This window comes from Bradyrhizobium sp. Kon10, assembly GCF_055807395.1.
Map to the genome: position 1 here is coordinate 215,370 of NZ_JBVVOZ010000008.1, position 22,213 is coordinate 237,582.

The 22,213-nt window shown below is 65.2% G+C and carries 21 protein-coding genes and 1 riboswitch; of the genes, 12 read left to right on the top strand and 9 right to left on the bottom strand.

Annotated elements, in window-relative coordinates; all coding sequences use genetic code 11:
- Nucleotides 1-64: 64 nt before the first annotated feature.
- Both lptM and lysA read left to right on the top strand, forming a co-directional pair.
- A complete protein-coding gene (gene lptM / locus AC0L2O_RS14620; protein WP_473370206.1) occupies nt 65-355 on the top strand; it encodes an LPS translocon maturation chaperone LptM in 291 nt (96 codons plus the stop codon).
- 23 nt (nt 356-378) lie between these two features.
- Nucleotides 379-1,644, top strand: a complete 1,266-nt coding sequence (gene lysA, locus AC0L2O_RS14625; protein WP_473370207.1) for a diaminopimelate decarboxylase — start codon at nt 379-381, stop codon at nt 1,642-1,644.
- A gap of 168 nt (nt 1,645-1,812) precedes the next feature.
- Here lysA and AC0L2O_RS14630 read toward each other — a convergent pair whose 3' ends face one another.
- On the bottom strand, nt 1,813-2,721 hold the full coding sequence (locus AC0L2O_RS14630) for an NAD(P)-dependent oxidoreductase (RefSeq protein ID WP_473370208.1): 909 nt from the start codon (nt 2,719-2,721) through the stop codon (nt 1,813-1,815).
- Nucleotides 2,722-2,853: 132 nt separating this feature from the next.
- Complete coding sequence (locus AC0L2O_RS14635) at nt 2,854-3,234, bottom strand: carboxymuconolactone decarboxylase family protein (RefSeq protein WP_473370209.1); 381 nt, start codon at nt 3,232-3,234, stop codon at nt 2,854-2,856.
- Between the two features lie 178 nt (nt 3,235-3,412).
- Between AC0L2O_RS14635 and AC0L2O_RS14640 the strand changes: the two genes are divergently transcribed.
- Nucleotides 3,413-6,040 (top strand): TIGR02302 family protein, encoded by a 2,628-nt coding sequence (locus AC0L2O_RS14640; protein ID WP_473370210.1) that lies wholly within the window; start codon nt 3,413-3,415, stop codon nt 6,038-6,040.
- A gap of 189 nt (nt 6,041-6,229) precedes the next feature.
- Here the strand turns inward: AC0L2O_RS14640 and AC0L2O_RS14645 are convergent, their stop codons facing one another.
- Together AC0L2O_RS14645 and AC0L2O_RS14650 are read right to left on the bottom strand one after the other, a co-directional pair.
- The gene (locus AC0L2O_RS14645) at nt 6,230-6,604 is read right to left on the bottom strand and encodes a response regulator (protein ID WP_473370211.1); all 375 of its coding nucleotides are present in this window, start codon (nt 6,602-6,604) and stop codon (nt 6,230-6,232) included.
- A 46-nt stretch (nt 6,605-6,650) separates the two neighbouring features.
- On the bottom strand, nt 6,651-7,529 hold the full coding sequence (locus AC0L2O_RS14650) for an MJ0042-type zinc finger domain-containing protein (RefSeq protein WP_473370212.1): 879 nt from the start codon (nt 7,527-7,529) through the stop codon (nt 6,651-6,653).
- A 178-nt stretch (nt 7,530-7,707) separates the two neighbouring features.
- Here AC0L2O_RS14650 and ftsE point away from each other — a divergent pair, with 178 nt between their 5' ends.
- The 4 genes from ftsE (at nt 7,708) to AC0L2O_RS14670 (ending at nt 10,890) form a co-directional block, all read left to right on the top strand.
- Complete coding sequence (gene ftsE / locus AC0L2O_RS14655) at nt 7,708-8,367, top strand: cell division ATP-binding protein FtsE (protein WP_200513240.1); 660 nt, start codon at nt 7,708-7,710, stop codon at nt 8,365-8,367.
- Nucleotides 8,360-9,328, top strand: a complete 969-nt coding sequence (locus AC0L2O_RS14660) for a cell division protein FtsX (RefSeq protein WP_473370213.1) — start codon at nt 8,360-8,362, stop codon at nt 9,326-9,328. The genes ftsE and AC0L2O_RS14660 overlap by 8 nt, the downstream gene beginning before the upstream one ends.
- Before the next feature lie 72 nt (nt 9,329-9,400).
- The gene (locus AC0L2O_RS14665; protein ID WP_369720780.1) at nt 9,401-10,105 is read left to right on the top strand and encodes a YdcF family protein; all 705 of its coding nucleotides are present in this window, start codon (nt 9,401-9,403) and stop codon (nt 10,103-10,105) included.
- Nucleotides 10,106-10,116: 11 nt separating this feature from the next.
- Complete coding sequence (locus AC0L2O_RS14670; protein ID WP_473370214.1) at nt 10,117-10,890, top strand: lysophospholipid acyltransferase family protein; 774 nt, start codon at nt 10,117-10,119, stop codon at nt 10,888-10,890.
- On the opposite strand, the gene AC0L2O_RS14675 is transcribed toward AC0L2O_RS14670, so the two are convergent.
- Nucleotides 10,887-11,498, bottom strand: coding sequence for a gamma-glutamylcyclotransferase (locus AC0L2O_RS14675; protein ID WP_473370215.1), 612 nt, complete (start codon nt 11,496-11,498; stop codon nt 10,887-10,889). The genes AC0L2O_RS14670 and AC0L2O_RS14675 overlap by 4 nt on opposite strands.
- A 110-nt stretch (nt 11,499-11,608) precedes the next feature.
- Here AC0L2O_RS14675 and AC0L2O_RS14680 point away from each other — a divergent pair, with 110 nt between their 5' ends.
- Both AC0L2O_RS14680 and AC0L2O_RS14685 read left to right on the top strand, forming a co-directional pair.
- Nucleotides 11,609-12,793, top strand: coding sequence for a DUF2125 domain-containing protein (locus tag AC0L2O_RS14680; RefSeq protein WP_473370216.1), 1,185 nt, complete (start codon nt 11,609-11,611; stop codon nt 12,791-12,793).
- 465 nt (nt 12,794-13,258) lie between these two features.
- Nucleotides 13,259-14,830: a hypothetical protein gene (locus AC0L2O_RS14685; RefSeq protein ID WP_473370217.1), complete on the top strand. Its 1,572-nt coding sequence runs from the start codon at nt 13,259-13,261 to the stop codon at nt 14,828-14,830.
- Nucleotides 14,831-14,943: 113 nt separating this feature from the next.
- Here the strand turns inward: AC0L2O_RS14685 and AC0L2O_RS14690 are convergent, their stop codons facing one another.
- Genes AC0L2O_RS14690 through AC0L2O_RS14700 form a run of 3 tightly spaced genes read right to left on the bottom strand, consistent with a single transcriptional unit; the run spans nt 14,944 to nt 17,857 of the window.
- On the bottom strand, nt 14,944-15,879 hold the full coding sequence (locus AC0L2O_RS14690) for a prephenate/arogenate dehydrogenase family protein (protein WP_473370218.1): 936 nt from the start codon (nt 15,877-15,879) through the stop codon (nt 14,944-14,946).
- Nucleotides 15,876-16,973, bottom strand: a complete 1,098-nt coding sequence (gene hisC / locus AC0L2O_RS14695; protein WP_369720785.1) for a histidinol-phosphate transaminase — start codon at nt 16,971-16,973, stop codon at nt 15,876-15,878. The genes AC0L2O_RS14690 and hisC overlap by 4 nt, the downstream gene beginning before the upstream one ends.
- A gap of 35 nt (nt 16,974-17,008) precedes the next feature.
- Nucleotides 17,009-17,857 (bottom strand): chorismate mutase, encoded by an 849-nt coding sequence (locus tag AC0L2O_RS14700; RefSeq protein WP_369720786.1) that lies wholly within the window; start codon nt 17,855-17,857, stop codon nt 17,009-17,011.
- 216 nt (nt 17,858-18,073) lie between these two features.
- Nucleotides 18,074-18,153, top strand: a riboswitch (SAM riboswitch).
- A 91-nt stretch (nt 18,154-18,244) separates the two neighbouring features.
- Here AC0L2O_RS14700 and metX point away from each other — a divergent pair.
- A complete protein-coding gene (metX, locus tag AC0L2O_RS14705; protein ID WP_369720787.1) occupies nt 18,245-19,447 on the top strand; it encodes a homoserine O-acetyltransferase MetX in 1,203 nt (400 codons plus the stop codon).
- Between the two features lie 2 nt (nt 19,448-19,449).
- A complete protein-coding gene (gene metW, locus AC0L2O_RS14710; protein WP_473370219.1) occupies nt 19,450-20,112 on the top strand; it encodes a methionine biosynthesis protein MetW in 663 nt (220 codons plus the stop codon).
- 122 nt (nt 20,113-20,234) lie between these two features.
- On the opposite strand, the gene AC0L2O_RS14715 is transcribed toward metW, so the two are convergent.
- Nucleotides 20,235-21,098 (bottom strand): alpha/beta fold hydrolase, encoded by an 864-nt coding sequence (locus AC0L2O_RS14715; RefSeq protein WP_473370220.1) that lies wholly within the window; start codon nt 21,096-21,098, stop codon nt 20,235-20,237.
- 199 nt (nt 21,099-21,297) lie between these two features.
- Between AC0L2O_RS14715 and AC0L2O_RS14720 the strand changes: the two genes are divergently transcribed.
- Nucleotides 21,298-22,053: a TIGR02594 family protein gene (locus AC0L2O_RS14720; protein ID WP_409191713.1), complete on the top strand. Its 756-nt coding sequence runs from the start codon at nt 21,298-21,300 to the stop codon at nt 22,051-22,053.
- Nucleotides 22,054-22,213 lie beyond the last annotated feature (160 nt).

A 22,213-nucleotide genomic window follows, 5' to 3' on the forward strand; every position in this document is an offset into this window, starting at 1 on the left:
TCCTCCGGCTCTCGCCAGCGCGCGCCAATCTCTGTATGGTGCGCTCCGTAATGGGGATTTCGTCGTGACGTCAAAGTTTCGCCCGGCCGGCTCGGGGTGGGCCATTATTGTCTTGAGCGTGAGCGCGCTCGCGCTTGCCGGCTGCGGCCGCAAGGGTCCGCTCGACCTGCCGCCGACCGCCTCCAACGCGTCCACGGCCAACATCGCAGCGCCGACCGACACCGAGACCGAAGCCCAGAAGACGCCGAGCCTGTTCAATCCCACCTATGGTGTGGACGCGGCGCCGGCGGCAAGCAAGGGCAGGAAGAAATCGTTTATCCTCGACCCGCTCCTGGACGACAAGCCCAGCAGATGAGCTGGGGCAACTGAGCCAATGCCATGAACCATTTCGACTACCGCAACGGCGTGCTGCACGCCGAGGCGGTGAACCTGTCCGAGCTCGCCGCAGCCGTCGGCACGCCCTTTTATTGCTATTCGACCGCGACGCTCGAGCGGCACTATCGTGTCTTCACCGACGCCTTCGCCGGCGAGAAGGTGCTGGTTTGCTACGCCATGAAGGCGAACTCCAACCAGTCGGTGCTGCGCACGCTGGCCAAGCTCGGCGCCGGCGCCGACGTGGTCTCGGGCGGTGAACTGAAGCGCGCGCTGGCCGCCGGCATCCCCGCAAGCAAGATCCTGTTCTCCGGGGTCGGCAAGACGGAAGACGAGCTGCGCGCCGCGCTTGCTGCCGACATCCTCTGTCTCAACGTCGAATCCGAGCCTGAGCTCGAGCTGCTGTCGCGCATTGCGACCGAGATGGGCAAGACCGCGCGCATCTCCATCCGCGTCAACCCGGACGTCGATGCCGGCACGCACGCAAAGATCTCGACCGGAAAGTCCGAGAACAAGTTCGGCATCCCGATCGCGCATGCCCGCGAGGTCTATGCGCGCGCCGCCAAGCTGCCGGGCATCCAGGTGACCGGCACCGACGTGCATATCGGCAGCCAGATCACTGATCTCTCCGGCATGGAGACCGCGTTCCGCATCCTCGCCGAGTTCGTGCAGACGCTGCGTGCCGACGGTCACGACATATCGCATGTCGATTTTGGCGGCGGCCTCGGCATTCCCTACTACATGGACCGCGAGGCGCCGCCGGCGCCGGACGTCTATGCCGCCATGGTCAAGCGCGTCAGCCACAATCTTGGCTGCACGTTGATGTTCGAGCCGGGCCGCATGATCGTCGGCAATGCCGGAATTCTGGTCGCCAAGGTGATCTATGTGAAGCATGGCGACGGCAAGAATTTCGTCATCATCGACGCCGCCATGAACGATTTGATCCGGCCGACGCTGTACGAGGCGCATCACGACATCCTGCCGGTGACGCAGCCGGCGAACGGCGCCGCCACGATCACGGCCGATGTCGTCGGTCCGGTCTGCGAGACCGGCGACTATCTCGCACTCGATCGCACTTTGCCGACGCCGAAGCCGGGCGATCTCATCGCCATCATGACGGCCGGTGCCTACGGCGCGGTGCAGGCCGGCACCTACAATACGCGGGCGCTGGTATCCGAGGTGCTGGTGAAGGGCGACCAGTATGCGGTGGTGCGTCCGCGTGTCGAGGTCGAGCAGCTGATCGCGATGGACAAGCCGGCGCCGTGGCTGTGAAGGCGATACCGCGCTTCAACTAATTCGGTGTCGTCCCGGCGAAGGCCGGGACCCATAACCCCGGGCAGAGGTTGTGGCGCGATGCTGGCAAGCGCGAGTCTTCGTCAATCTCCTCCCTGTGGCTATGGGTCCCGGCCTTCGCCGGGACCACCAGGAGAGTGTGGCGCGCTACTTTCCGGCCAATCCACCGCTCTTCCCGCCAACCACAACGCCCGCCTTCTTCTCGATCGGCTTGATCGCCGCGGTGAAATCGGACTCGGCGCCTTCCGCGCTGATCACGGTCTCCCACAGACGCCCGACCGCGTCGGCAACCTCCATCGACAGCCCGAGCTGCTTCATCTCCGCGAGCGCCAGCCGCACGTCCTTCACCATCAATCCGGTGGCAAAACCGAAGTCGAAGGTCCGCGGCAGCACCGAGCGCGGAAACTTGTCGCGGCTCGCGGTGTTCATGCCGGAGCCGGAATTGATGACGTCGATCATCACGGCCGGATCGAGTCCGGCCTTGACGCCCATCACCACGGCCTCCGATGTCGCCACGATCGCGGTCGCGGACAGGAAATTGTTGGCGAGCTTCATGGTCTGCGCCGCGCCCGGCTTCTCGCCGATGAAGAACACTTTTCCGATGATTTCGAGCGCCGGCTTGAGAAGCTCGAACTCCGCCTTCGGCCCGGACACCATCACCGCCAGCGTGCCCTTCTCGGCGCCGCCGACGCCGCCGGAGACCGGGCAGTCGATCTGCACGATGTTGTGCTTCGCCAGGAGGCCGTGAATCTTCGACGCCATCTGCGAGCCGACGGTTGACAGATCGACGAAGCGTTTTGCGCGGCTCCCCTCGATCACGCCGTTCGACCCGGTTGCGACCTCGAGCGACGCTTGCAGCGACGGCAGGCTCGCCATCACCGTCTCGACCTGGTCGGCGACGTCCTTCGGCGACGTTGCACTTTTTGCGCCGCGCGCCACCAGCTTCCCGACGACCTCCTTGCGCGTGTCGAATACGACGAGCCGGTGGCCCGCCTCGATCAGCCGCCGCGCCATCGGGAATCCCATGTTTCCGAGGCCGATGAATCCGATGTCCATGGTGGTTTTTCCTCCCGCCGTCATTGCGAGGAGCGAAGCGACGAAGCAATCCAGGAATGTTTCCGCGGAGGGATTCTGGATTGCTTCGCTTCGCTCGCAATGACGGAGCAATGCGTTGAAGCTAACCGTGCTTTAGTCCTTGTCGAACTCGGCGAACACCTCGCGCGCGATGCGAAAGCTGTCGACCGCCGCCGGCATGCCGCCGTAGATCGCGACCTGCATCAGGATCTCGCGGATTTCGTCGCGCGTCACGCCATTGGTCAGCGCACCCTTGAGATGCGCGCGAAACTCGTGCTGGCGATTCAGGATCGCGATCATCGCGATATTGAGCATGCTGCGGGTCTTGCGCGGCAGCTCGTCACGGCCCCACACCGTGCCCCAGCAATATTCGTTGAGCATCTCCTGGAACGGACGGTTGAAGTCGTCGACGTTCTTCAGGGCATTGTTGACATAGGCTTCTCCCAGCACCGCTTTACGGACTTGCAGGCCCTTGTCATGCATCTTCTTGTCCATGGTGTTCCCTCTATTTCCGTTGCGTTTTCCTTGAATGGCGCCGCGGAAACTACGGGGTTGGGCCGGAGCAGTCACGTCCTCGTGTTATGCGGGAAAAGGGGGATGTCCCGTACAGGAACGGATGCCTCAGTGCTGCCGTTGTGATACGCTCCACTCACCGGGCAACCTGGAGAGTTGATTGAACGGCGTCATCCCCGACCCGTCAGACCCGATCCGTGACGACGACGCTGTGTCGCGGCTGAAGCTGGCGCAGGCCCTCGACCGGGCCACTTATGCCATCGCATGGGAGCGTGCCTGGCCGAATCTGGCGCGCGTTCTGACCGTCGCCGGCCTGTTTCTGGTGGTGTCCTGGGCTGGTCTCTGGCTGGCGCTCCCTTCCATTGCTCGCGCGATCGGCCTCGTCGTTTTCGCCGGCATCGCTGCGGCCGCCCTTTTCCCGCTGATTCGCTTTCGCTGGCCGCGCCGCGAGGAGGCGCTGGCTCGGCTCGACCGTGGCTCGGGCATCCGCCACCGCCCCGCCACCACGCTGACGGACACGCTGAGCTCGCAGGATCCGGTTGCGCGGGCGCTGTGGCAGGCCCAGCGCGAGCGCACCTTGGCCTCGCTCAGGCGTATCCGCGCCGGTTTGCCCAAGCCGCGGCTCGCGATCTACGACCCCTGGGCGCTGCGTGCGCTGGTCATGGTGATGCTGGTCGCGACCTTCTTCGCCGCCGGCGACGAGCGCGCGATGCGGCTGGGCGCTGCTTTCGACTGGAACGGGGTGCTGGCGCCCACGAATATTCGCGTCGACGCCTGGGTCACCCCGCCGGTCTACACCGGAAAGCCGCCGGTGATCCTGTCGGCGGCCAACAAGGAAGCCGCGGCATTGCCGGCGTCGGGCCCGCTCGCCGTGCCCGCCGGCTCGATCCTGATCGTGCGCTCCTCCGGCGGCAGCCTGGATGTCGCCGTCTCCGGCGGCCTCAAGGAGGTTGCCCCCGCTGAAGCCACGCCCAAGGGCACCAACGAGAAGCATTTTACCATCACCGGTGACGGCACCGCCCGTGTCCGCGCGCCCTCCGGCCAGCCGCAATGGGCGTTCGCGGCGACACTGGACCGACCGCCGACGATCGCGCTCGCCAAGGATCCGGAGCGCCAGGCGCGCGGCGCGCTCCAGCTCGTCTACAAGATCGAGGACGATTACGGCGTCACCGGCGCCGAAGCGCAAATTGCTCCGCGTTCCAGCGACGCAAAAGACGCCGGCAAGGACGGCGACAGCAAGACCGCCGCGCGGCCACTGTTCCAGCCGCCGCAGTTTCCGCTGGTGCTGCCGAATGCGCGCACCCGCAACGGCGTCGGTCAGACCGTCAAGGATCTCAGCGAGGATCCCTATGCCGGCGCCGATGTCACGCTGACGCTCACGGCCAAGGACGAGGCCGGCAACGAGGCCAAGAGCGAGCCGTTCAACATGCGCCTGCCCGAGCGGCTGTTCACCAAGCCGCTGGCGCGCGCGCTGATCGAGCAGCGCCGCATCCTCGCGCTCGACGCCAACAGGAATTCGGACGTCTACACCGCGCTCGACGCGCTGATGATCGCGCCTGAATTGTTCACCCAGGAAACCGGCCAATATCTCGGCCTCTACAACGTCGCGCGCCAGCTCGAGGCGGCGCGCACCGACGACGCCATGCGCGAAGTCGTGGCGAGCCTGTGGGCGCTCGCGGTGACCATCGAGGACGGCAATATCTCCGACGTCGAGAAGGCGCTCCGCGCGGCGCAGGACGCACTGAAGCAGGCGTTGGAGCGCGGCGCCAGCGACGAGGAGATCAAGAAGCTCACGCAGGATTTGCGCGCGGCGCTGGACAATTTCATGCGCCAGCTCGCCGAGCAGTTCCGCAACAACAAGGATGCGCAAAATCTCGCGCGGCCGCTTGATCCGAACACGAAGATCCTGCGCCAGCAGGATCTCCAGAACATGATCGACCGCATGGAGCGCCTGTCGCGCTCCGGCGACAAGGATGCGGCCAAGCAGCTGCTCGACCAGCTCCAGCAGATGCTGGAGGGCCTTCAGATGGCGCAGCCCGGACAGTCCGGCGAGAGCGACATGGAGCAGGCGCTCAACGAGCTCGGCGACATGATCCGCAAGCAGCAGCAGTTGCGCGACAAGACCTACAAGCAGGGCCAGGACTCCCGGCGCGACCGCATGCGCGGCAAGCAGCAGCCGGGCGACCAGTCGATGTCGGATCTGCAGCAAGACCAGCAGGGCCTGCGCGACCGCCTGAAGAAGCTCCAGGACGAAATGGCCAAGCGCGGCCTCGCCCAGAAGGGCCAGAAAGGTCAGCAGGGACAGAAGGGGCAACAGGGTCAACAAGGCGACCAGGGCCAGCCCGGCCAGAACGGCGATCAGGACGCCGACCAGGGCGATGACGACGGCGGGCTCGACGCCGCCGATGGCGCCATGGGAGACGCCGGCAGCAAGCTCGGCGAGGGCAATGCCGACGGCGCCGTGGACTCTCAGGGCAAGGCGCTCGAGGCGATGCGCAAAGGCGCGCAGAAGATGGCCGAGGGGATGCAGCAGGGCGACGGCGACGGCCAGGGCGATGGCCCCGGCAATCGCGCCGGCCGGCAGCAGAGCGGCGGCAACCAGACCGACCCGCTCGGCCGTCCGCTGCACGGCCGCGAATTCGGCGATGATTACACGGTCAAGATCCCCGGCGAGATCGACGTCCAGCGCGTCCGCCGCATCCTCGAGGAACTCCGTCGCCGCCTCGGCGATCCCTCGCGCCCGCAGATCGAGCTCGACTATATCGAGCGGCTGCTGAAGGATTTTTGAGCCGCGCATTTTCGCAGAGATTGCGCACACTGCCTCCCCGATGTCGTCCCGGCGAAGGCCGGGACCCATAACCCCAGGGAGCAGTTTGGCGACGACTCGTCGTCCGGTACTGCGACCGATCGCTAATAGATAGACCACGCGGTATGGGTCCCGGCCTTCGCCGGGACGACACCGAGGGTGTGCCGCCCGCTACCCCTTTTTCACCGCCAGCGCGTCCGCGACCGCCGTGCGGATGTCGGCGACCGAGAATGGCTTTGTCACGACGTCATGCACCAGCGCATTGAGGTTCGAAGCGCGTTCGCGCTGGTCGGCATATCCGGTCATGAGCAAAATCGTCAGCTCGGGAAAATCGCGCGCGGCCGAGAGCGCCAACGCGATGCCGTCCATCACCGGCATCTGGATGTCGGTGAGCAACAGATCGAACGCACCGTCCTCGCGGGTCAGGATCTCCAGCGCCTCGGCGCCGTCCTGCGCGGTGACGATCTCGTGGCCGTCCATGGCGATGGCGCGCGCCACGAGCTGGCGCATCGAATCCTCGTCGTCGGCGATCAAGATTTTCGGCATGAGATCAACCTTGGAACCAACTCTCGTGCGACACCCTCGGCACGGATCATACGCTACCGCCGGCAATGTCGCGGCGGTTGAAGAAACGAACGTCGATATTGCGGCCTTCCGGCGGCGGCGAAGCCAGGCGCGACCTGAAGAAGGCGCGCTCGCCGGGCTGCAACACGGTCTGTTCCAGCACCGTATTCCATGCGTAGATTTCGGCGCCCTGCGCATCGCGTACGGCGAAACGCAGGCGCGGGATATCGAGCGCCTTCTTGCCCTGGCCGACGATCACACCCTCGATCACCAGCACCTGCTTGCCATCCACCGTCTCGCTCGAAAGCTTGACGTCCTTGAAGGCCAGCCCGCGCAGGTTCACATCAAACCCGACCATCTTGTAGAACGCCGCCGTCTGCGGCAGCAGCCGCACCATGTCGACACGCCATATGACCAGTGCCAGCACCAGCGCACCCATGGCGGCGCAGGCGGTCGGCAGGCCGACATGGGATTTGCGCCTCGCCGGGGTCGCGGCCGGGCGGCTGATCCGTGCGCCGCGGCGGGGGAACAGGCTGCGGAACCAGGACTGGTGCTGCTCGCCGATGTTGTCGTCCTCATCGGAGGAGGGCGCTGCCGACCAATCGTCGTCGGTCTCCTGAGCGTCCTCGGCAGGCCAGTCGCTGGCGATCGAGGGGCTCTCGACCATCGGGGTCTCGGCCGCGCCGTCGTCCTGGGCGTAGGAGTTCCACTGATCGGCGAGGTCGGACTGGTCGTCGGCCTGGCTCGCGGCCGCCAGGGCCGGCACCGCCGCCTCCTCGATCGCATCCTCGGGATGCGCCATCCAGGTCTCTTTGCAGCGGGAGCAACGGACCGTCCTCCCGTTGGCCCCAAGGCTCGCAAGCTTGATGGCGTAGGATGTCGTACAATGAGGGCAGACGATATGCATGGACGAGCCTTGATGCATGGAGAATCTTGGCAATGACCCAATCGCGCAAGACCGGGCGTCCTGGATGCTACAAGGCGACCGTTAACGAACCGGAAACCATAACGGTCGCACAACCCGTTGATCGCATGCGGCGAAACTTCGCGGCGGGCGCCGTCTCCACCCTCGAACGGAGCTGAGCTTGGTTCGGTTCGAAAATGTCGGATTGCGTTACGGCCTGGGGCCGGAGATCCTGCGCGACCTCAATTTCCAGATCCCGGCGCATTCCTTCCAGTTCCTCACTGGCCCGTCCGGCGCCGGCAAGACCTCGTTGCTGCGCCTGCTGTTCCTGTCGCATCGGCCGACGCGCGGCCTCGTCAATCTGTTCGGCCACGACATCTCCCAGCTTGGCAAGGACGAGATCGCCGATTTGCGCAAGCGCATCGGCATCGTGCTCCAGGATTTCCGCCTGCTCGACCACATGACGACCTACGAGAACGTGGCGCTGCCGTTCCGCGTCATGGGCCGCAGCGAATCCAGCTATCGCAAGGAGGTGATCGACTTGCTGCGGTGGGTCGGGCTGGGCGAGCGCATGGACGCGCTGCCGCCGATCCTGTCCGGCGGCGAAAAGCAGCGCGCCGCGATCGCGCGCGCGGTAATCTCGCGGCCGCAGCTGCTGCTCGCGGACGAGCCGACCGGCAGCGTCGATCCGACGCTCGGGCGACGCTTGCTGCGGCTGTTCATCGAACTCAACAAGTCCGGCACCGCCGTCATCATCGCGACCCACGACATCGCGCTGATGGACCAGTACGAGGCGCGCCGCTTCGTGCTGCACCAGGGACGGTTGCACGTTTATGAATAGGACCGACGAGCGCGGCGTGCTGGTCGATCTCGGACAGGAACGTCCGCAGCTTCCGCCGCGGGCGCGCAACATGTCGCCGATCGTGCCGCGCGCCTCGATCCACGGCCGCGCGCTGGTCGCCGTCGTCGCCATCATGACCTTCCTCGCCTCGATGACGACCGGCACGGTGCTGCTGGTCAGCGCCTCTGCCGCGGAATGGCAGTCGGATGTCGCGAGCGAGATCACTATCCAGATCCGCCCGCAACCGGGACGCGACATCGAGCGCGACACCGCCGCCGTCACCGAAGCGATGCGGGCGCAAACGGGCATCGTCGAGGTCAAGCCGTTCACCAAGGAGGAGAGCGGCAAGCTGCTCGAGCCCTGGCTCGGCACCGGGCTGTCGATGGACGACCTGCCGATCCCGCGGATGATCATTGCCCGCGTGCAGCCGGGCACGGCGCTCGATCTCGGCGCCTTGCGCGCGCATGTGACGCAGGTGGCGCCAAGCGCCAGCGTCGACGATCACCGCGCCTGGATCGAACGGATGCGCTCGATGACCAACGCCACCGTGCTCGCGGGCATCGGCATCCTCGCCCTCGTCATCGTCGCGACCATCATCTCGGTCTCGTTCGCAACCCGTGGCGCCATGGCGGCGAACCGTCCGATCGTCGAGGTCTTGCATTTCGTCGGCGCTGGCGACCGCTACATCGCAAACCGTTTCCTGCGGCATTTCCTCAGGCTGGGTCTCGAAGGCGGCGTGATCGGCGGCGGCGTCGCCATGCTGGTGTTCGGCTTCTCCGAGTCGATCGCCGGCTGGTTTTCCGGTACCCCTGTCGGCGACCAGTTCGCGGCCCTGCTCGGCACCTTTTCGCTACGGCCGTCGGGCTATGTCGTGCTCGCGGTGCAGGCGGTGCTGATCGGCGCGATCACCGCGGTCGCCTCGCGCCAGACGCTGTTCGCGACACTGAATGACGTCGATTGAGCCAAAAAAACCAGACTCCACTTCGCCTTAAAACATCTTAAAATCACCCGGGGAAGGGATCACCGACATCGCATGACCTCGCCGACCGACGATCAATCGCCGAACCTGCCGCGCGGCTGGCTGCGCGCGGCCGTCGTGTCGGTGGTCGCGTTGGTTTTCGTCGGCGCGGCGGCGGGCTTCTTCGCGTTCCTGTCGCAATTGCGCGGTGCCGAGATCGCGCCGGGCCGCAAGGCGGATGGCATCGTGGTGCTGACCGGCGGCTCCTCGCGCGTATCGGATGCGATGGAGCTCTTGGCGGCCGGCTATGGCAAGAGGCTCCTGATCTCGGGCGTGCATCCGGCCTCGACCGCAGGCGACATCTCCCGGACCCTGCCGGAGAACCAGTCCTTCATGACCTGCTGCGTCGATCTCGATCGCACCGCGCTCACGACCCGCGGCAACGCGGCTGAGGCGCGGCGCTGGGCCGAGGGGCGCGGCTTCAAATCGCTGATCGTGGTCACCTCGAACTATCACATGCCGCGCGCGCTGGTGGAGTTCTCGCATGCGATGCCGGGGACGGTTCTGGTCCCGTTCGCGGTGGTCGGCGACAAATGGCGCGATGAGCCGTGGTGGACCTCGTCCTCCACGCTGCGGCTGTTGCTGTCGGAATATGTCAAGTACATCGCCGCCGAGCTCAGGATCCGGCTGGAGGATTTCGGGATTGACCTTTCGCCCGAGATGTCGGAGCAGCCAGCGGGCCTGCAACCAAAGCGGCCCGCCACCGCACAGGCCAATTGATCGGATTGTGGATGTTGCTGATTTTCCTGCGCTCGCTCGTGTTCAACGTGCTGTTCTACGCCGTGCTGGTTTGCCTCGCGATCGTGGCGCTGCCGACCTTCGCGATGCCGCCGCGCGCCCTGCTGACGGTCGCGGGATGGTGGGCGAAGGCGACGCAGTTTCTGATGCGCGTGATCTGCGACATCAAGGTGGAATTCCGCGGCGTCGAGAAGATTCCGTCGGGTCCGCTGGTGGTGGTCGCCAAGCACCAGTCGTTCTGGGAAACGTTCGCGCTGATGCCGTTTTTCGATCACCCGATCTTCATCCTCAAGCGCCAGCTCATGCACATCCCGGTGTTCGGTCAGTTCCTGGCAAAAATCGGCATGATCTCGATCGATCGCGGCGCCGGCGTCAAGGCGCTGCTGGACATGACGCGGCGGGCGCGCGCCGCGGTGCGCGGCGGCCGCCAACTCGTGATCTTCCCGGAGGGCACACGCCGTCCGGCTGGTGCGGCGCCGGACTACAAGACCGGCTTTGCCCAGATCTATTCGGCTTGCGGCGTGCAATGCCTTCCGGTCGCACTCAACTCCGGCCTGTTCTGGCCGCGCCGCACCTTCATGCGCTATCCCGGAACGTTGGTCGTGGAATTTCTCGATCCACTGCCGCCGGGCCTTGCGAAGGACGAGTACATCACGCGCGTGCGCGACGAGATCGAGGGCGCGAGTGAGCGCATCGTCGAAGCAGGGCGGAAGGAGCAGGAGCGATTGATCGGCTCCGCCCCGAGCTATGCGGGCTCTGGGGGCTAGCGATTTTCCCGATTGTCAGTCGGCGCCGCTGCGTGGAGCGAATGCGCGTCGCCATGCAGCATCGCCGCGAGCCGATGCAATTGCGTGTCGCGAAAGCCTTCGGCCTCGATCGCCTTTACCGTCGCTGTGACATAGTCGCGGTTGGCGCCGGACTGGCCGTGGCCCTGGAGCACGTGGCGGTGCTGTTCGGTGAGCGACAGCCGGCCGGCATATTGGACATGGCCGCGGTCGACGACATAGGCGAGGGCGGAGATGCGTTCACGCGCGTCGTTCTCCAGCCACACCGAGCGCATCACCTCGCGATAGACCGACGTCACCTGCTCGCGCGCCCGCAAATAGGCGACGACCTCGGCGCGGTTCTGCTCGGCGACGCGGAAGGCAATGCCGCGGCAGGCGCCACCGCGGTCGAGCCCCAGCACCAGGCCCGGCTGCTCCGGCGTGCCCCGGTGCACGAACGAATAGACGCAGAGCGCGCGGTGCTCGCCGACCAGCCGCGCCGGGACGCGCTCTTCGAACGCGAAGCCCGGCCGCCACATCAGCGAACCGTAGCCGAACACCCAGAGGTCGCCTTTGGCGGTGGTGACGGAGGGGAGGGTGATTTCCGACATTTCGGGCACGGCTACCAGAACCGCGCCCGCAAGCGAAGGGAATTCTCCGCCTTTCGTCGCACCCGAACCTCGCTTACATTTGCCATCATCTGGGGTCAAAGGGTCGCCGCATGTCCGATATGACCGTTGCCGCAGGCCGGCGCTCCCGTTGGGGCCTCTTCATTGCTCCCGTCCTCCTGCTGATCCTCGCCGTCGCCTGGAGCGGCTTCTGGTTCTATGCCGCCTCGCAGGCCGAGATCGCCGCGGACGCCTGGCGCGCGCAGGAAGCCAAATCCGGCCGCATCTATGATTGCGCCAAGCGCTCGATCGCGGGCTTCCCGTTCCGCTTCGAGGTCCAGTGTTCGGGCGCCAGCGTGGCGCTGGTCTCGCAGAATGCGAGCAAGACGCCGTTCACGGCCAAGCTCGACACCATCCTGGTCGTCGCCCAGGTCTATGATCCCAGGCACGTCATCGCCGAGTTCTCGGCGCCCGCGACCCTGACCGATGGCGTCAGCCAAAACACTTTCGTGGTGAACTGGAGCAAGGGCCGCAGCAGCGTGATTGGCCTGCCAGCGATCCCGGAGCGCGCCTCTCTCGTGTTCGACGATCCCAGCGTCAACCGGCTCGATGGCGGCGTCCAGGTGCCGCTCGCGCGCGCCAAGCAGGTTGAACTGCACGGCCGCCTCGCGGACGGATCGCCGTCCGACCATCCCGTCATCGAGACCGTGCTCCACGTCGCGCAGGGCAGCATCCAGGGTGTGCATCCGCTGCTCGCCGAACCGTTCGAGGCGGACACGCGTGCGAAGATCACGGGCCTCTCCGATGTCACGCCAAAGCCGTGGCCGCAGCGTTTCCGCGAGATCCAGGCCGCAGGCGGCCATATCGAGATCGTGCAGTCGCGGATCCAGCAAGGCGAGATGATCGCGGTCGCGGCCGGCATGCTTGGACTCTCGGCCAATGGCCGACTCGACGGCGAATTGCAGATGACGGTAACCGGCCTCGAGCGGGTGATCCCGGCGCTCGGCATCGACAAGATGCTGGAAGAGGGCGTGCCGCAGGCGACGCTCGACCGTGTCGCACCTGGCGTGAAGTCGCAGGACCTCAACAATTTGTTCGGCGCGCTCGACCGCGCCGTTCCCGGACTCGGCAAGGTCATCAAGCAGAATGCCAATGCCGGCGTTGCCGCCGGCATCAATTCGATCGGCACCGAGAGTACGCTCGAGGGCAGGAAGGCCCGCAGCTTCCCGCTGAAATTCGTCGACGGCGCCGTGCTGCTCGGCCCGGTGAAGGTCGGCCAGATCCCGCCGCTGTATTAGCTGTTGCTTCTCCCGTAGCCCGGATCGAGCGCAGTGCAATCCGGGGCTCTTGATCAAGGCTGATACTGTCCCGGATTGCGCTGCGCTCCATCCGGGCTACAGGTGCCGTATTTGAGACGCGGTCACGACGTCTTCGCGCCAACGCGATCGCGTGCCGGGAATGGGGCGCCGCAAATCTCTCTCTCTCTCTCTCTCTCTCTCTCTCTCTCTCTCTCTCTTGTCGGCGGCACGATGGCCTCGAGCCCTCCGCGAATCGCCGCGCCTGACGGTAATCCGCGCGCGCGTGCGGATCGGCCCGGCAGCGAAAATATTCCGAACATGACCGTCAGTAAAACGTGATGCAGAAGATGCGTGTCGCCGCGAATAAGCACGGCCTCATTCACATCACTCCACATCAGGGAAGCACGCACGCGCCGGAGGAGGCGCGACGAACATGACCTGCTTCTCCAGAGGAGGGAAGTTCACGTGCGGATCATCAATTGCGGACTGATGCTGAGCATTCTCGCTGCCTGTTCGGGGCAGGCGCGTGCCGACGACAATGTCACGACCGAAATCCAGGCGCTCAAGACCAAGCTGAAGGAACTCCAGCAGCGCGTCGATTCGGAGGCGCGCAAGACGCGTCAGGTCGAAATGGCGCAATCGAAAGCCGCGCCACTGCCGGCGACCTACAAGGCGCTTCCCGTCGATCCATGTGCGGCCGGAAAGGTCTGCTACAAGGACGTGACGCTGACATTCGGCGGCTGGGTCGATCTCACCGGCATCTACCGGTCCCGCAACATCGCCTCCGATACCGGCTCGGTCTACAACTTCATCCCCTACCAGCAGAGCCACAATTTTGATGTCCCCGAGACGCGGTTCTCCGCGCGCCAGAGCCGCTTCTCGGTGCTCGCCGAAGGCAACGCCGATCCTGATACGCATCTGGCCGGCTACGGCGAAATCGATTTCGAAGGCGCGGCGCAAACGGCGAGCTCAGTTGCCACCAACTCCTTCAACCCGCGGATGCGGCAACTCAGCCTCGAGCTCGACCGGACGGATCTCGGCGTTCACTTTCTCGCGGGACAATCCTGGTCGCTCAACGCGCCGACCAGGTCCGGCATCGATCCTCGTGCCGTCGATGCGCCGGGCGTGATCGACTTCGAATCCGTTCCGGGATTCCTCGCAGCACGGCAACCAGGCATTCGCGTCTGGCAGGACATCGGACCCGAGTTCAAGCTGGCCGCCTCGGTCGAAAATCCGCAGACCGCCTTCTTCGGCGGCAACGTGCCGGCGGTCGGCACGCCCGCGGTTGGCCCGCAGGGCGTGCTCAACCCGAACCTCCAGGTCAATCTGACCGGGCCGGGCGGCAGCTTCTTCAACAATCTCAACAATGTCAGTCTGAACCAGGTCCCTGACGTCACCGTCAAGGCGGCCTGGGATCCAAGGCTTGGACCCTACAAGCTGCATGTCGAGGGCTGGGCGCTCTACCGCCAGCTGCTCGATCGATTCAACTCCGCCAACCACAGCTACGATACGGGCAGCTTCGGCGGGCACGTCTTTGCCGAGCTGATTCCGAAGACCCTCGACCTTCAGCTCTACGGCGCCCACGGCGTGCTCGGCCGCTTCACGGCGACGCCGTTCCCCGATGCGGCGGTGGCGCAAGATGGCACCGTGCTTCCGCTGTCGATCACGGCGGCCGCGGTCGGGCTGATCTGGCACGCAACGCCGAGCCTCGACGTCTACAGCTATGCAGGTCTGGAAAAAGCCAAGGCCAATTTCGCCAACGTCGGAACGGTGCCGTTCGGCTACGGCAACCCGCTCTACAACAACACCGGCTGCTTCACTGAAAACACGCCGGCTGCGAGCTGCAACGGCAATACCAAGGAGGTTCGTCAGGTCACCGCCGGCGTCTACCACACTCTCTACCAGGGCAATTACGGCACGCTCAAAGCCGGCGTGCAGTATTCCTACACCCAGCGCATCGCCTTCGCCGGTGTCGGTGGCGCGCCGAAGACGGACGACAACGTCGTGATGACGCAGATCCGCTACTATCCGTTCTAGGCAGAGAGCCACGCGGGTTCGTAGCCTGGATGGAGCGAAGCGCAATCCGGGAGTCTTGCCTCAAGCAAAGGCGTCCCGGATGACGCTTGCGCTCCATCCGGGCTACTCGCGCGCTACGGCTTCTTCAGCGCGGCGTGCGGGCGGCCGAAATCGGGCGCCGCCGAATCCTGGCCGATCTCGACAATGCCGCGGCGGATGGCGCGGGTGCGGGTGAAATGCTCGAACAGCGCCTCGCCGTCGCCGCGACGGATGGCGCGGGTGAGTTTTGCGAGATCCTCGGTGAAGGTGCCGAGCATCTCCAGCACAGCCTCCTTGTTGGCGAGGAAGACGTCGCGCCACATCGTCGGATCGGACGCCGCGATGCGGGTGAAGTCGCGAAAGCCGCCGGCGGAGAACTTGATGACTTCCGATTCCGTCACCTGCGCCAGTTCATCGGCGGTGCCGACGATGGTGTAGGCGATCAGATGCGGCAAATGGCTGGTGATCGCGAGCACGAGATCATGATGATCCGGCGTCATCACCTCGACCTTGGCGCCCATCGCCGTCCAGAACGCGCGCAGATGCGCGACGGCAGCAGCATCGGTGCCTTCCGGCGGCGTGAGGATGCACCAGCGGTTGATGAAGAGCTCGGCGAAGCCCGAATCGGGTCCCGAATGCTCGGTGCCTGCGACCGGATGCGCCGGTACGAAATGAACACCCTGCGGCAGATGCGGCGCCATGTCCCTGACGATGGCGCCCTTGACCGAGCCCACGTCCGAGATGATCGCACCCGGCTTCAGATGCGCAGCGATCTCCTGCGCCACCGGACCGCAGGCGCCGACGGGAATGCAGAGGATGACGAGATCGGCGTCCTTCACCGCTTCCGCATTGGTCGCCACGACATGGTCGACGATACCGAGCTCGAGCACCCGCGCGCGCGTCTGCTCCGAGCGCGCGGTGGTGACGATCTCGGAAGCCAGGCCCTGGAGCTTCGCAGCGCGCGCGATCGAGCCGCCGATCAGGCCGAAGCCGATCAGCGCGACGCGCTGGAAGTGCGCCGCCGCCTTCATCTGCCGGCCACGAAGTCGCGCAAGGCCTCGACGACGAGGCGGTTGGCCTCCTCGGTGCCGATGGTCATGCGCAGCGCATGCGGCAGGCCGTAGTTCTTCAACGCGCGCAACACGAGACCGCGTTTGGTGAGGAACGCGTCGGCGTCATCGGCGGTCTTGCCCTTGTCGACCGGGAACTGGATCAGCACGAAATTGGCGACGCCCGGCGTCACTTTGAGTCCGAGCTTGCTGATTTCCTCGCTCAGCCAGTTGCGCCAGGTCTCGGTGAACTGCTTCGACATCGCCTGGTGCGCAGTGTCCTCGATCGCGGCGACGGCCGCGTACATCGCCGGCGTCGACACATTGAAGGGACCGCGGATGCGGTTCACGGCATCTATGACGTGTTCAGGGCCGAACATCCAGCCGACGCGCAGCGCCGCGAGGCCGTGGATCTTGGAGAAGGTGTGCGTCACCACGGTGTTTTCTGTGGTGGCGACGAGTTCGATCCCCATTTCATAATCGTTGCGAGAAACATAGTCGGCATAGGCGGCGTCCAGCACCAGCAGGACATGCGAGGGCAGGCCGGCGCGCAGGCGCTTGACCTCGTCGAATGGCAAATAGGTGCCGGTCGGGTTGTTGGGATTGGCGAGCCAGACCAGTTTTGTGCGCGGCGTCACGGCTTTCAGGATCGCGTCGACATCGGCGGTGAGGTTCGTCTCCGCCGCAACGACATTCTTGGCGCCGACCGCCATGGTCGCGATCGGGTACACCAGGAAGCCGTGGGTGGTGGAGATCGCCTCATCACCCTGGCTGAGATAGGTGTGGGCGAGCAGATTGAGGATCTCGTCCGAGCCGGCGCCGCAGATGATGCGGTTGGGATCGAGCCCGAAAGAACGGCCGATCGCCTCGCGCAGCACGCGCGAGGTGCCTTCCGGATAATCCTCCAGGTGATCGGCCACGTGCTTGAACGCCTCGATCGCCTTCGGTGAGGGCCCGAACGGCGTCTCGTTGGCCGAGAGCTTGAACACCTTGCGGCCGGGCTCGGCCACCGGGCTCTTGCCGGGCGTGTAGGGCGCAATATCGAGAATGCCGGGATTCGGCACGGGGCGGGACATCTTCAACTCCGGATAGGCTGGTCGAGGTTCGCGATTTAGGGTTTCGACCCGATCGGGGGCACCGTATAGCGCGTTGCGTGGCTGCCGACGAGGGCCGTGGAGCGCACCGATGCCCCCGCTTCGATCAGGGCAGCCTTGATCTTGTCGAGGCTGCTTGCTGCGGTGACGGAGACCAGCAGGGCCGCGCCGTCGAAGGCGGTATCGGGCACCGCCACGATCTCGGCCAGCGGCGACAGCGCCCGTGCGACCTCGGCATTCCAGCCCGAAACGCGCACGCTGAAGGTCTCGACCTCCGTCACCAGGGCGCTGTCGGCGACGCGCGAGACCGCGAACACGGGCAGCGCGGCCGGATGGTCGGCGCGCTCGACGAAGGGCAGCCGCGCGATGATTTTTGGCGCACCTTCCTGCTCGAGCAACAGCCACCACGGCGTGCGGCTGGAGGTCGCCGAGACCAGCGCCAGATCGCCCTTGGATTTCGCCACCGCCTCGACTGCGGCCTGCGCGCTGAAATGCGCGACGTAGGGCACCGTGAAGCCGAAATGGAATCGCGCGGAATCGCGCATCGCGGGCTCGCTCACCGAGATGTCCGCGTGCACCGCGAACGGCGCCTGGACGTAAGTGAAGGTCGAGATGATGACGCGCCAGATGCTCTCGACCGTGTCGAGCGGCAGGATGCCGCGATGACGCTGCACGAGGTCGCGCATCATGGCGGCCTCGCGCGCCGGGCGGAAGGCGGAGCCGACCTCCTGGGTCTGCTTCACCTGGATCAGGCGGTCGATGATGTCGCCGCGCTGCATCAGCAGGCGATGCATGCCCTCGTCGATCGCGTCGATCTCCTTGCGCAATTCCTGCAACGATGGTGGCGCGGGCGGACGTTGGGACATATCTGACAGCGGCTATTGAGAGGCGTTCCAATACGGATCGGGACGAGGGGACCAGCAAGTCCGGATCCGCTGCGATCGACCTCTGATTAGGCAGGATGGGCGGTGAAAGCAAAGAGAAATGCAAAGGAAAATAGGGCCTGTTCGGCTGAGGATGCAGAGTGGAATGTGGCTGATCCGGACCGCGACTTGACGAAAACCGCCCAAGCCAGTAGGTTTTGCCTGTTCCGTGGTCATTTGAGCCGGCCGGCTTGCAGCCACGTTAAAAAACTCGCTAAACAGGCCGGGGACGCTTTCGATCCCGGCCGAACCTATCGTTCAGGCCGGGTTTTTTATGGCCTGATGTCAGTAGCGATCCGAAGTCCGATCGCAAACGAGGTCGATGGTCAGATGGTTGGCGTCAAGTCGATTCCGAGTCCCGCGATCAGTGCCGACGACCGGTCGCATGAGGTGGATCATCCGAGTTCGCCGGTCGCGCATTTCGGCGCCGATCAGCCGCTGCGGCTCGATTGCGGCATCGATCTCTCTCCGTTCCAGATCGCGTATCAGATCTATGGCGAGCTCAATGCCGATCGCTCCAATGCAATCCTGATCTGCCATGCGCTGACGCTCGACCAGCACGTCGCCAATGTTCATCCGCTGACCGGCAAACCGGGCTGGTGGGAAATCATGGTCGGCCCCGGCCGCCCGCTCGATACCGACAAGTACTTCATCATCTGCTCGAACGTGATCGGTGGCTGCATGGGCTCGACCGGCCCTGCCTCGACCAATCCCGCAACCGGCAAGGTGTGGGGGCTGGATTTTCCGATCATTACGATCCCCGACATGGTGCGGGCGCAGGCCATGCTGCTCGACCGCCTCGGCATCGAGACGCTGCTCTGCGTTGTCGGGGGGTCGATGGGCGGCATGCAGGTGTTGCAATGGACCGCGGCCTATCCGAACCGCGTGTTCTCCGCGCTCCCGACCGCATGCAGCACGCGTCATTCGGCGCAGAACATCGCCTTCCACGAGCTCGGCCGGCAGGCGGTCATGGCCGATCCGGACTGGCATGGTGGACGCTATGTCGATCAGGCGACGCATCCGCATCGCGGCCTCGCCGTGGCGCGGATGGCCGGGCACATCACCTATCTCTCGGACGCGGCGCTGCACCGCAAGTTCGGACGGCGCATGCAGGACCGCGAGCTGCCGACCTTTTCGTTCGACGCCGACTTCCAGGTCGAGAGCTATCTGCGCTACCAGGGCTCGTCGTTCGTCGAACGGTTCGATGCCAACACCTATCTCTATCTGACCCGCGCCATGGACTATTTCGACATCGCCGCCGATCATGGCGGCGTGCTGGCAAAGGCGTTCGCCGGAATCCAGACCCGCTTCTGCGTGGTCTCCTTTACCAGCGACTGGCTGTTTCCGACCTCGGAATCGCGCGCGCTGGTGCATGCGCTGAACGCGTCGAGCGCGCGGGTGTCGTTTGCCGAGATCGAGACCGATCGCGGCCATGATGCCTTCCTGCTCGACGTGCCCGAATTCTTCGATATCTCGCGTGCTTTCCTGCAATCGGCCGGCAAGGCGCGCGGGCTCAAGGATAAGGACGGCTAGCGATGTCTGTACAGGAAGTGCTGCCGCTGGGCGGCATTGCGACCGGGCAGCCCAGTGATTTTCGCGCGGACCATGTGCTGGTCGCCGAGATGGTCAAGCCGGGATCGAAGGTGCTCGACGTCGGCTGTGGCGAGGGCGATCTGCTGCAGCTGCTGGAAACCCGCGGCGTCGATGGCCGCGGCATCGAGCTGTCGCGGGAGGGCGTCAACCGCTGCGTCGCCAAGGGCCTCGCGGTGGTGCAGGGTGATGCCGATACCGACCTCGTCAACTATCCCGATGACGCCTTCGACTATGTGATCCTGTCGCAAACCTTGCAGGCGACGCGCCAGCCCAAGGTCGTGCTGGAGAATCTGCTGCGCATCGGCCGCCGCGCCATCGTGTCGTTCCCGAATTTCGGCTTCTGGAAGATGCGGCTCCAGCTGCTGGTGGGGGGCCACATGCCCCGCACCGAAAACCTGCCGGCAAGCTGGTACGACACCGCCAACATCCATTTCTGCACCATCAAGGATTTCGTCGAGCTCTGCGACGCCATCGGCGTCAAGATGGAGCGCGCCGAGGCGCTCGACCTCTACGGCCGACCGCTGCGGCTGCGGATGCCATGGTGGGTGTGGAATTTGTTCGGCGAGCAGGGGGTGTTTTTGCTCACGCGTGGCGGCGGGAAGTAAGATTACCGTAGCCCGGATGAAGCGCAGCGCAATCCGGGATTCTATCCGCGGACGCGAAGGCCCCGGACTACGCTGTCGCTCCATCCGGGCTACGCGATGGAGTGCGAGGCGGCGCCTTCGCGCTAATGCGCCGCCACTGATCTCGGATCTCGCACCGGCCACCGTCCCGCTTCCACCAACGTGACAAACCGCTCCACCGTCGCGTTGAACAGTGCCGGCTCCTCCAGATTGAGCACGTGGCCTGACTTCGGAAACATCGCGAGTCCCGCGGCCGGCAGCTGCTTCTTCAGAAACAGGCTCGCGCTCACGCACGGATCGTCCTCGTCGCCGCAGATGATGAGTGCCGGCGTCGAGACGCGTTCGATCGCGTCCGTCATCGTAAAGATCGAGGGACGGCCGGCCTGGAAGCCGCGCATCGTCCGCGCCGATCCCTTGGCGTCGTGCCGCGCCAGCGCGGCGTAGAAATCGGCGTGGCCGCGCGGATCCTTGACCAGGAAGGGAATCCGGCTCGGCGCCTCGCGCGTTGCTCTTGCCACCTCGGCGGAGCCGAGCGTCTCGAACTGCTCGGCATTGGCCCGGCACTGCTTGCGCCAGGCGTCGAGAGTCTCGATCTCCGAGCCGGAGCCGACGCCGGCGAGCGTCATCGACAGCGCGCGCTGCGACGCATTCAGTCCGATCTGCAGCGAAGAGTAAGCGCCCATCGACAGACCGACGAGATGCGCGCGATCGATTCCGAGATGGTCGAGCACGGCGAGCGCATCGGTGTAGAAATGGGTGTAGCTGTAGACCTCGCCCGCCGGCACATCCGAGGGCGTGTAGCCGCGTGCCGAATAAGTAATGCAGCGGTGGCCGCGCGAAAAATAGCGCATCTGCGGCTCCCAATTGCTGTAGTCGGCTGCGAACTCGTGCAGGAAAATGATCGGCGTGCCGGTGCCGGCCTCTTCGAAATAGAGGCGGCAGCCATCCTTGCTCACGGCGTGGGGCATGCAATTGTCCTCCTTTACAACTGTGGCATTGGAATGCGGCTCTGCGGTCTGCGCATGTGAGCCTAGCACCTGTTAATCACCTTCCAAAATCTCCGCCAATGCGTCTTGATCTCGCCACATCAGGATTGTGATACGCCACGCGGATGTCGGCCGCCGCACGGGCCGATGGGGAATTGGGGGTGTCAACCAAGGATGAAGAATGTTCGAGTTGTTTGCGTCTCGCCTGTCGCGCTGTGTCGTCGCGCTGGCTCTCTTCTTCGCGGCGGTTGCCGCCTTCTCGTCGCCGGCATCAGCGCGGTCTCATCGCCATCATAGCGCAGAGCGGCACGCTTACGTGCATCACGCAGCGCGCTACGCCAGCAGACATCATCATTACCGGACCTATGCGCGCAGCTCGCGCTTCGAGCGCAATGCGGCGCAATTGCAGGCGAGCGGGTTCGGCAACAGCTTTGCGAGCTATGATCCGAACGCCAATAGCGGCGGCATGCCCATGAATGCGAGCGGCGCAATGCCGATCAACGGTCACGCACCAGCAGCCTTGAGCCGCAGAGGCGGACGGGCGACGAGCGAGAGCAGCGGAACGGCGATGAGCGCGGGCTTCGGTGGTGGATCCGGCCTCGTCTCCGAGGCGCGCCGCTATGTCGGCGGCAATCCGACCGGCCGCGGCAGCCTGTGGTGCGCGCGCTTCATGAACATGGTGCTTGAGAAAACCGGCCACCGTGGGACCGGCTCCGACATGGCGAACTCGTTCGCGCATTACGGCACGCGTGTCTCCGGTCCGCAGGTCGGCGCCATCGCGGTGATGTCGCGCGGCGGCCGGGGCGGTCATGTCGGCATCATCACCGGCGTTGACGCGCAGGGCAATCCGATCATGATCTCCGGCAACAACGGCAACCGCGTCCGCGAGGCCCCTGTCTCGCGCGGCCGCATCTATGCGTATGTGATGCCGAACTGAGGCGAGTGCTCGTCATTGCGAGGAGCGAAGCGACGAAGCAATCCAGACTGCCTCGGCGGGCGCATTCCTGGATTGCTTCGCTTCGCTAGGAAGAAACAGGTAATGGTTTAGCGTCAGGCGGCCTCCGCGATGGGCTGGAGTTGAACGGTGAAGCCAAGCT

Bases quoted from the DNA above. Each gene is read 5' to 3' on its own strand.
- AC0L2O_RS14645 (WP_473370211.1), bottom strand. From the start codon at position 6,604: ATGCCGAAAATCTTGATCGCCGACGACGAGGATTCGATGCGCCAGCTC.
- AC0L2O_RS14660 (WP_473370213.1), top strand. From the start codon at position 8,360: ATGAATAGGACCGACGAGCGCGGCGTGCTGGTCGATCTCGGACAGGAA.
- AC0L2O_RS14630 (WP_473370208.1), bottom strand. From the start codon at position 2,721: ATGGACATCGGATTCATCGGCCTCGGAAACATGGGATTCCCGATGGCG.
- metX (WP_369720787.1), top strand. From the start codon at position 18,245: ATGGTTGGCGTCAAGTCGATTCCGAGTCCCGCGATCAGTGCCGACGAC.
- AC0L2O_RS14670 (WP_473370214.1), top strand. From the start codon at position 10,117: ATGTTGCTGATTTTCCTGCGCTCGCTCGTGTTCAACGTGCTGTTCTAC.
- AC0L2O_RS14675 (WP_473370215.1), bottom strand. From the start codon at position 11,498: ATGTCGGAAATCACCCTCCCCTCCGTCACCACCGCCAAAGGCGACCTC.
- AC0L2O_RS14680 (WP_473370216.1), top strand. From the start codon at position 11,609: ATGTCCGATATGACCGTTGCCGCAGGCCGGCGCTCCCGTTGGGGCCTC.
- AC0L2O_RS14690 (WP_473370218.1), bottom strand. From the start codon at position 15,879: ATGAAGGCGGCGGCGCACTTCCAGCGCGTCGCGCTGATCGGCTTCGGC.
- metW (WP_473370219.1), top strand. From the start codon at position 19,450: ATGTCTGTACAGGAAGTGCTGCCGCTGGGCGGCATTGCGACCGGGCAG.
- AC0L2O_RS14635 (WP_473370209.1), bottom strand. From the start codon at position 3,234: ATGGACAAGAAGATGCATGACAAGGGCCTGCAAGTCCGTAAAGCGGTG.
- AC0L2O_RS14715 (WP_473370220.1), bottom strand. From the start codon at position 21,098: ATGCCCCACGCCGTGAGCAAGGATGGCTGCCGCCTCTATTTCGAAGAG.
- lysA (WP_473370207.1), top strand. From the start codon at position 379: ATGAACCATTTCGACTACCGCAACGGCGTGCTGCACGCCGAGGCGGTG.
- AC0L2O_RS14720 (WP_409191713.1), top strand. From the start codon at position 21,298: ATGTTCGAGTTGTTTGCGTCTCGCCTGTCGCGCTGTGTCGTCGCGCTG.
- AC0L2O_RS14650 (WP_473370212.1), bottom strand. From the start codon at position 7,529: ATGCATATCGTCTGCCCTCATTGTACGACATCCTACGCCATCAAGCTT.
- AC0L2O_RS14700 (WP_369720786.1), bottom strand. From the start codon at position 17,857: ATGTCCCAACGTCCGCCCGCGCCACCATCGTTGCAGGAATTGCGCAAG.
- hisC (WP_369720785.1), bottom strand. From the start codon at position 16,973: ATGTCCCGCCCCGTGCCGAATCCCGGCATTCTCGATATTGCGCCCTAC.
- AC0L2O_RS14665 (WP_369720780.1), top strand. From the start codon at position 9,401: ATGACCTCGCCGACCGACGATCAATCGCCGAACCTGCCGCGCGGCTGG.